Origin of the sequence: Yersinia pekkanenii (genome assembly GCF_001152565.1) — a bacterium.
Lineage (GTDB): Bacteria > Pseudomonadota > Gammaproteobacteria > Enterobacterales > Enterobacteriaceae > Yersinia > Yersinia pekkanenii.
Genome location: NZ_CQAZ01000097.1, coordinates 1 through 8,774 on the forward strand (window position 1 = coordinate 1; position 8,774 = coordinate 8,774).

The window sequence follows — 8,774 nt, forward strand, 5'->3', positions numbered from 1 at the left end:
AGGTATACCAGGCATTAACCAATTTACGAGGTTCTATTGTCACGCTGTTACAGCAGGCCGGCGCGAATCTATCCCGCGTGGGTGTCGTCAATTTTAACCGTTCATTACCTGCGCTTAATCTTGCCAATCGGCTATATCAGGATGCCCGACGCGGTGATGCGCTGGTGAAAATGGCGGTTCCTGTTCACCCGGCATTCATGCCAATTCGATTTAAGGCGCTGAACTCATGAGTGATGATTTGACACTGCGTATTGGCAATAAGTTGATTACTGGCTGGGACAATATCCGTGTTACTCGCAGCATAGAGCGGTTACCCAGTGATTTCAGCCTGTCCTTAATGGACCTTTATCCTGGGAGTGATAACCAGCAATGGGTTAACCCAGGCGATTCCTGCATTGTTAATCTGGGGGATGATGTTGTCCTGACGGGATACATAGACCGTTGGGCACCGATGATCAGTGGTTCTCGCCGTGAAGTCAGGGCTACTGGCCGGAGTAAATGTCAGGATCTGGTCGATTGCTCAGCCGAATGGCCGAACAACGTGATCAGTCAATCAACCGCGCTACAGATAGCTCAAAAATTGGCAATGCCTTACGGCATTACGGTGAATTCGGATATCAATAACTTGGATATAGTTCCTCAATTTACATTGAACTGGGGGGAATCTTCGCAGGAAGTTATCGACCGGATTAGTCGCTGGGCTGCATTGCTGTACTACGACTTACCTGATGGCAGTTTGTACCTCACGCGTGTCGGTTCCCGAAAAGCGGCTAGCGGGGTAGCTCAAGGCGTCAACATTGAAGATGCTGCGTATAACTCAGGTATGGATCAGCGCTTCTCTGATTACATTGGGGTTTCAATGTCGGTTAATCCCCTTACTGAACAGTCACCAACCGGCGGCTACGATTCCTTAACTCTGGCGAGAAGTCGCGATCCACAGGCTGCAAAGATGCGTTATCGCAACCGTATTATTATTGTTGAAAGCACAATGAATTCCTTTAATAAGGCTCAGGACTGCATTGACTGGGAAATGAACCGGCGCTATGGACGCTCTAAAGAGCTGCTCGTTACGGTCGATAGCTGGCGAGATAAAGACGGGAAATTATGGGAGCCTAATACGTTGATCCCGATTGATTTACCTATCTTTGGTTTAAAGGATGAACTTTGGTTGCTCTCGGAGGTGACATACCTCAAAGACGATCAGGGTACTGTTGCTCAGATGGTTCTCATGCCGCCTGAAGCCTTTACCGTTCAACCTTATGAGTTTTATTCCAATGTAATGGAGCTGAATAAGAGATGAGTGAATCAGGAAAGACAGCAAATTTATATCGGCAAATAAAAATGATGCTTGGCATTGGCCGGATCACAGGTTCTAACGATGACGGTAGCGTTCAAACCGTTCAATATCAAACACCCCTTGAAGTTCGCAGTGATACACCGAGGCTGGCTGAGTTTGGCTTTTCATCGGGACTTCCCACGGGTACGGATGTGGTTATCGGATTTGTTGGTGGTGACAGGTCAAGTGCGGTAATTATTGGATCAAATAATCAATCATATCGTCACACAGGACTAAATTCTGGTGAGACAGTGATTTATTCGCAGTGGGGGCAATACGTCAAGTTAACGGAATCGGGCATTATTATTGAAGCCAACGGCCAGCCGGTCACTGTCAATAATGCCAGTGAGGTGACGGTTAATGCTTCGGTAAAAGTACGTCTAAATACTCCATTACTGGAGGTCAGTGGCGATATTGTCGATAACGCGGGCAGTAATAGCACCACGCTGAAAACTCTACGCGAAGCCTATAACGGCCACAATCATCAACTTAAAAATGTACAGGGTGGTAGCGCGACATTAACCAGTGAAGTGACGGGCAAGGTGGTCAAATGACAACTGATATTAAAACACACTGGGAGCCGGACAAATTACTGGGGGACTGGCAGACCGGAGGTGGTGGACTGCTGGATGGTGATGATTTAGAGACCGCTATCTTGATTAGCCTGTTCACTGACCGGTTAGCCCGTGCTGATGATGTTATCGATGGTGATGATCGTCGGGGATGGTGGGGTGATACCGGATCGGAATATGCGATAGGCTCCCGCCTGTGGTTGCTTCGCCGGGAAAAGCTGACAATTAAAGTAGCGCTAAAGGCTGAGGATTACGCTAATGAGGCCTTGGCCTGGCTGGTTGATGATGGCGTAGTTACAGCCATTAGCACTGATGCTCAGATAGTTTTCCCTAACCGATTGAATCTCATCATCAGTTATCAACAACCCGCAAAAACACAGGCTTCAGTCAAATTTTCATGGGTATGGGAGACCTAATACATGCCATTTAATCGCCCCACATTAAGTGAACTACGTCAGCGCAACCTGTCTTATATCCAATCAGAACTCAAGACTGGCGGTAACTTATTACGCTTTTCCAATATCGGCGTGATCAGTGACGCAGATGCCGGTATGGCACACCTGCATTACGGTTACCTCGATTATATCGCCCTGCAATCCACGCCCTATAATGCCACCGATGAATATCTTGCCGCGTGGGCTGCGCTGAAAGATGTATTTCGCAAGCCCGCCAACCCTGCCACCTGTCCTACGGTCGAGTTTAGCGGTACCGCAGGTCGTGTCATTACCGCTGGGAGCCTTTTAAATCGGGCAGATGGTTATCAATATCGCCTCGATCATGAGTTAACGCTGAGCGCTGGCGGTACAGCTACCGGCTCAATCACTGCTGTTCTTCCGAGTGTATTGGATGACACCACGGGCGGCGGCGCGGCAGGTAATGCAGACGCAGGGACATCGTTAACTCTGGATGTGGCTATTGACGGTGTTCAGTCTGTGGCCACCGCAATAGTTAAGATATCCGGTGGTGCCGATATCGAATCTGAAGATGCTTTCCGTTCCCGCATGTTGCTGGCTTATCAAAATACACCGCAAGGCGGCAATGACACTGATTATCGTGGCTGGGCTTTGTCAGTGCCGGGGATCACCCGCTGTTGGGTGAAGCGCCGCTTAATGGGGGTGGGTACGGTTGGCATTTACATTATGTGTGATGGCAATGACGCCGGTGGTTTTCCTATCGGGACTGACGGGATATCTCAACTCGAAGAGTGGGGCGCTGTGAAAGCGACCGGCGATCAGGGAAGATCGGCCGATTTTATTTATCCCTTACAGCCCATTATTGCGATCATTTATGTATGTGCTCCAGTAGCTGCGCCGATAAATTTTGTTATAAGCGGTATTTCTACGGCGGACAACGAAACAACCACAGCAATAAATGCCGCTATTGATGAAGTATTTTTTACTGAGGGTGAGCCTGGCGGTAAAATTTTACTTTCATCTCTATTGCTGTCCATTGGCGATGTTGCAGGGACCAGTGGCTTTATTCTCAACTCCCCGACGACAAATATTCAGCTTGAAACCGGTAAATTGCCAATCCGGGGTACGGTGACTTATTTATGAGCCGCTATTCTGTAGATGAGTATACCGCTGCTATTCAGGCGCTGATGCCTGGTGGGTTGGTTTGGCCAAGGCGAAATAATGGAGTTCAAAGCAGCGTGTTGCGGGCGTTAGCAAGGTCTTATCATCGTAGTGATGAAGACGCACGTGATCTGCTTGACGCCGCGTTCCCATCGACAGCTACGGCAATGCTCCCCGAGTGGGAATCCACTCTCGGATTACCAGATTTATGTGCCATTGGTGAGATCGACAGTATTATCCAGCGCCAGCGGGCCGTAGTATCCAAACTGTTTGGCATCGGCGGCCAGTCCGTTGACTATTTTATTCAAGTGGCTGCGGCACTGGGTTACACCATTTCAATAACCCAATACAGACAAGCTTGTGCGGGAATGTCTGTTTGCGGCGATGCACTAAACGGTGAAGAATGGCCGTTTACCTGGATGATAACCGCACCCGAAACCACAATTAATTACGCCCAGTGCGGGTTAACTTATTGCAGTGATCCGCTGCGCTCATGGGGTAATAAGCAACTAGAGTGCCGATTAACCGTGTTAAACCCATCTCATACCATCCTTAAATTTGGCTACGCTAGCTAACTAATCAATCTCTATTAACTTAAAGCGCCTTAACCGGTGAGGATTTTCTATGCAAAAAATTGGCGATATTCCCAACACTCGCGCAGACAGTAATGGCGAGTTTACCGACGGCAATGTTGCCGGTGGTGTTCCCCCTACGATATTACCGGCCGAGTGGTTTAATACCATTCAGCGGGAGTTAATAAGTATTTTGGATGCAGCAGGAATTACACCCAATAGCGAGAAATTCGATCAGATAGCAGAGGCTATATCTACACTGGTATCGAAAGGTGATTTTTTAAAGACAAAAAATAATCTGAGTGAAATTAAAGCAGCCGGGGACGCTGCTGTAGCACAAGCTATTGCCAACCTCGGGTTAACCGATGCCGCCGCCGCTGCCACAGGTGCGATGCAGAAAGCTCAAAACCTAAATGATGTTGCAAATAAAGCAACAGCACTGACAAATCTGGGTGCATTAGCCGTGGGTGGCACGGCTGTTGCTGCGACAAAACTGGCTACAGCACGAACGATAGCGGGTAAGCCGTTTGATGGGACGGCGAATATCTCAATAGCNGACCTAATACATGCCATTTAATCGCCCCACATTAAGTGAACTACGTCAGCGCAACCTGTCTTATATCCAATCAGAACTCAAGACTGGCGGTAACTTATTACGCTTTTCCAATATCGGCGTGATCAGTGACGCAGATGCCGGTATGGCACACCTGCATTACGGTTACCTCGATTATATCGCCCTGCAATCCACGCCCTATAATGCCACCGATGAATATCTTGCCGCGTGGGCTGCGCTGAAAGATGTATTTCGCAAGCCCGCCAACCCTGCCACCTGTCCTACGGTCGAGTTTAGCGGTACCGCAGGTCGTGTCATTACCGCTGGGAGCCTTTTAAATCGGGCAGATGGTTATCAATATCGCCTCGATCATGAGTTAACGCTGAGCGCTGGCGGTACAGCTACCGGCTCAATCACTGCTGTTCTTCCGAGTGTATTGGATGACACCACGGGCGGCGGCGCGGCAGGTAATGCAGACGCAGGGACATCGTTAACTCTGGATGTGGCTATTGACGGTGTTCAGTCTGTGGCCACCGCAATAGTTAAGATATCCGGTGGTGCCGATATCGAATCTGAAGATGCTTTCCGTTCCCGCATGTTGCTGGCTTATCAAAATACTCCGCAAGGTGGCAATGATACCGATTATCGCGGCTGGGCTTTGTCTGTGCCGGGTGTGACTCGTTGTTGGGTGAAGCGTCGCTTACAGGGGGTGGGCACGGTGGGCATTTATATCATGTGTGATGGCAATAATTACGGAGGTTTTCCTGTTGGGACGGACGGAATATCTCAGTTTGAAGAATGGGGGGCGGTAAAGGCGACCGGCGATCAGGCCCGAGTGGCTGATTTTGTTTATCCCTTGCAGCCTATTATCGCGATTATCTATGTCTGTGCGCCCGTTGCCGCGCCGGTCAATTTTGTTATCAGCGGTATTTCCACTGCGAACAGCGAAACAACAGCGGCAATAAATGCCGCAATCGATGAGGTATTTTTTACTGAGGGTGAGCCTGGCGGTAAAATTTTACTTTCATCTCTATTGCTGTCCATTGGCGATGTTGCAGGGACCAGTGGCTTTATTCTCAACTCCCCGACGACAAATATTCAGCTTGAAACCGGTAAATTGCCAATCCGGGGTACGGTGACTTATTTATGAGCCGCTATTCTGTAGATGAGTATACCGCTGCTATTCAGGCGCTGATGCCTGGTGGGTTGGTTTGGCCAAGGCGAAATAATGGAGTTCAAAGCAGCGTGTTGCGGGCGTTAGCAAGGTCTTATCATCGTAGTGATGAAGACGCACGTGATCTGCTTGACGCCGCGTTCCCATCGACAGCTACGGCAATGCTCCCCGAGTGGGAATCCACTCTCGGATTACCAGATTTATGTGCCATTGGTGAGATCGACAGTATTATCCAGCGCCAGCGGGCCGTAGTATCCAAACTGTTTGGCATCGGCGGCCAGTCCGTTGACTATTTTATTCAAGTGGCTGCGGCACTGGGTTACACCATTTCAATAACCCAATACAGACAAGCTTGTGCGGGAATGTCTGTTTGCGGCGATGCACTAAACGGTGAAGAATGGCCGTTTACCTGGATGATAACCGCACCCGAAACCACAATTAATTACGCCCAGTGCGGGTTAACTTATTGCAGTGATCCGCTGCGCTCATGGGGTAATAAGCAACTAGAGTGCCGATTAACCGTGTTAAACCCATCTCATACCATCCTTAAATTTGGCTACGCTAGCTAACTAATCAATCTCTATTAACTTAAAGCGCCTTAACCGGTGAGGATTTTCTATGCAAAAAATTGGCGATATTCCCAACACTCGCGCAGACAGTAATGGCGAGTTTACCGACGGCAATGTTGCCGGTGGTGTTCCCCCTACGATATTACCGGCCGAGTGGTTTAATACCATTCAGCGGGAGTTAATAAGTATTTTGGATGCAGCAGGAATTACACCCAATAGCGAGAAATTCGATCAGATAGCAGAGGCTATATCTACACTGGTATCGAAAGGTGATTTTTTAAAGACAAAAAATAATCTGAGTGAAATTAAAGCAGCCGGGGACGCTGCTGTAGCACAAGCTATTGCCAACCTCGGGTTAACCGATGCCGCCGCCGCTGCCACAGGTGCGATGCAGAAAGCTCAAAACCTAAATGATGTTGCAAATAAAGCAACAGCACTGACAAATCTGGGTGCATTAGCCGTGGGTGGCACGGCTGTTGCTGCGACAAAACTGGCTACAGCACGAACGATAGCGGGTAAGCCGTTTGATGGGACGGCGAATNATCGCCCCACATTAAGTGAACTACGTCAGCGCAACCTGTCTTATATCCAATCAGAACTCAAGACTGGCGGTAACTTATTACGCTTTTCCAATATCGGCGTGATCAGTGACGCAGATGCCGGTATGGCACACCTGCATTACGGTTACCTCGATTATATCGCCCTGCAATCCACGCCCTATAATGCCACCGATGAATATCTTGCCGCGTGGGCTGCGCTGAAAGATGTATTTCGCAAGCCCGCCAACCCTGCCACCTGTCCTACGGTCGAGTTTAGCGGTACCGCAGGTCGTGTCATTACCGCTGGGAGCCTTTTAAATCGGGCAGATGGTTATCAATATCGCCTCGATCATGAGTTAACGCTGAGCGCTGGCGGTACAGCTACCGGCTCAATCACTGCTGTTCTTCCGAGTGTATTGGATGACACCACGGGCGGCGGCGCGGCAGGTAATGCAGACGCAGGGACATCGTTAACTCTGGATGTGGCTATTGACGGTGTTCAGTCTGTGGCCACCGCAATAGTTAAGATATCCGGTGGTGCCGATATCGAATCTGAAGATGCTTTCCGTTCCCGCATGTTGCTGGCTTATCAAAATACACCGCAAGGCGGCAATGACACTGATTATCGTGGCTGGGCTTTGTCAGTGCCGGGGATCACCCGCTGTTGGGTGAAGCGCCGCTTAATGGGGGTGGGTACGGTTGGCATTTACATTATGTGTGATGGCAATGACGCCGGTGGTTTTCCTATCGGGACTGACGGGATATCTCAACTCGAAGAGTGGGGCGCTGTGAAAGCGACCGGCGATCAGGGAAGATCGGCCGATTTTATTTATCCCTTACAGCCCATTATTGCGATCATTTATGTATGTGCTCCAGTAGCTGCGCCGATAAATTTTGTTATAAGCGGTATTTCTACGGCGGACAACGAAACAACCACAGCAATAAATGCCGCTATTGATGAAGTATTTTTTACTGAGGGTGAGCCTGGCGGTAAAATTTTACTTTCATCTCTATTGCTGTCCATTGGCGATGTTGCAGGGACCAGTGGCTTTATTCTCAACTCCCCGACGACAAATATTCAGCTTGAAACCGGTAAATTGCCAATCCGGGGTACGGTGACTTATTTATGAGCCGCTATTCTGTAGATGAGTATACCGCTGCTATTCAGGCGCTGATGCCTGGTGGGTTGGTTTGGCCAAGGCGAAATAATGGAGTTCAAAGCAGCGTGTTGCGGGCGTTAGCAAGGTCTTATCATCGTAGTGATGAAGACGCACGTGATCTGCTTGACGCCGCGTTCCCATCGACAGCTACGGCAATGCTCCCCGAGTGGGAATCCACTCTCGGATTACCAGATTTATGTGCCATTGGTGAGATCGACAGTATTATCCAGCGCCAGCGGGCCGTAGTATCCAAACTGTTTGGCATCGGCGGCCAGTCCGTTGACTATTTTATTCAAGTGGCTGCGGCACTGGGTTACACCATTTCAATAACCCAATACAGACAAGCTTGTGCGGGAATGTCTGTTTGCGGCGATGCACTAAACGGTGAAGAATGGCCGTTTACCTGGATGATAACCGCACCCGAAACCACAATTAATTACGCCCAGTGCGGGTTAACTTATTGCAGTGATCCGCTGCGCTCATGGGGTAATAAGCAACTAGAGTGCCGATTAACCGTGTTAAACCCATCTCATACCATCCTTAAATTTGGCTACGCTAGCTAACTAATCAATCTCTATTAACTTAAAGCGCCTTAACCGGTGAGGATTTTCTATGCAAAAAATTGGCGATATTCCCAACACTCGCGCAGACAGTAATGGCGAGTTTACCGACGGCAATGTTGCCGGTGGTGTTCCCCCTACGATATTACCGGCCGAGTGGTTTAA

Annotated in this window: 9 protein-coding genes and 3 pseudogenes; all 12 read left to right on the top strand. The window is 49.2% G+C overall.

Translation table 11 applies throughout. The features are described 5' to 3' along the window. Positions 1-230: pseudogene (locus tag AEP37_RS22330) on the top strand (hypothetical protein); the annotation flags it as partial. Further along, on the top strand, positions 227-1,300 hold the full coding sequence (locus AEP37_RS22335) for a phage baseplate assembly protein (protein ID WP_049615389.1): 1,074 nt from the start codon (positions 227-229) through the stop codon (positions 1,298-1,300). The pseudogene AEP37_RS22330 and the gene AEP37_RS22335, both read left to right, overlap by 4 nt. Further along, positions 1,297-1,890 (top strand): phage baseplate assembly protein domain-containing protein, encoded by a 594-nt coding sequence (locus AEP37_RS22340; RefSeq protein WP_049615390.1) that lies wholly within the window; start codon positions 1,297-1,299, stop codon positions 1,888-1,890. The genes AEP37_RS22335 and AEP37_RS22340 overlap by 4 nt, the downstream gene beginning before the upstream one ends. Further along, a complete protein-coding gene (locus AEP37_RS22345) occupies positions 1,887-2,324 on the top strand; it encodes a phage GP46 family protein (protein WP_049615391.1) in 438 nt (145 codons plus the stop codon). The genes AEP37_RS22340 and AEP37_RS22345 overlap by 4 nt, the downstream gene beginning before the upstream one ends. Positions 2,325-2,327: 3 nt before the next feature. After that, the gene (locus tag AEP37_RS22350) at positions 2,328-3,464 is read left to right on the top strand and encodes a baseplate J/gp47 family protein (protein WP_049615392.1); all 1,137 of its coding nucleotides are present in this window, start codon (positions 2,328-2,330) and stop codon (positions 3,462-3,464) included. Further along, complete coding sequence (locus tag AEP37_RS22355) at positions 3,461-4,057, top strand: YmfQ family protein (RefSeq protein WP_049615393.1); 597 nt, start codon at positions 3,461-3,463, stop codon at positions 4,055-4,057. The genes AEP37_RS22350 and AEP37_RS22355 overlap by 4 nt, the downstream gene beginning before the upstream one ends. Positions 4,058-4,106: 49 nt before the next feature. Next, positions 4,107-4,442, top strand: a pseudogene (locus tag AEP37_RS27800) (pyocin knob domain-containing protein); the annotation flags it as partial. A 178-nt stretch (positions 4,443-4,620) separates the two neighbouring features. Then, the gene (locus AEP37_RS22365) at positions 4,621-5,757 is read left to right on the top strand and encodes a baseplate J/gp47 family protein (protein ID WP_049615394.1); all 1,137 of its coding nucleotides are present in this window, start codon (positions 4,621-4,623) and stop codon (positions 5,755-5,757) included. Next, on the top strand, positions 5,754-6,350 hold the full coding sequence (locus AEP37_RS22370) for a YmfQ family protein (RefSeq protein ID WP_049615393.1): 597 nt from the start codon (positions 5,754-5,756) through the stop codon (positions 6,348-6,350). Before AEP37_RS22365 ends, AEP37_RS22370 begins: the two co-directional genes overlap by 4 nt. A gap of 49 nt (positions 6,351-6,399) precedes the next feature. Further along, a pseudogene (locus AEP37_RS27805) lies at positions 6,400-6,735 on the top strand (pyocin knob domain-containing protein); the annotation flags it as partial. 123 nt (positions 6,736-6,858) lie between these two features. Further along, entirely contained in the window at positions 6,859-8,019 is a 1,161-nt protein-coding gene (locus tag AEP37_RS22375; protein ID WP_049615396.1) for a baseplate J/gp47 family protein, read from the top strand. Further along, positions 8,016-8,612 carry a YmfQ family protein gene (locus tag AEP37_RS22380; RefSeq protein WP_049615393.1) on the top strand — a complete coding sequence of 199 codons (597 nt, stop codon included), beginning with the start codon at positions 8,016-8,018 and terminating at the stop codon, positions 8,610-8,612. Before AEP37_RS22375 ends, AEP37_RS22380 begins: the two co-directional genes overlap by 4 nt. Positions 8,613-8,774: the final 162 nt, after the last annotated feature.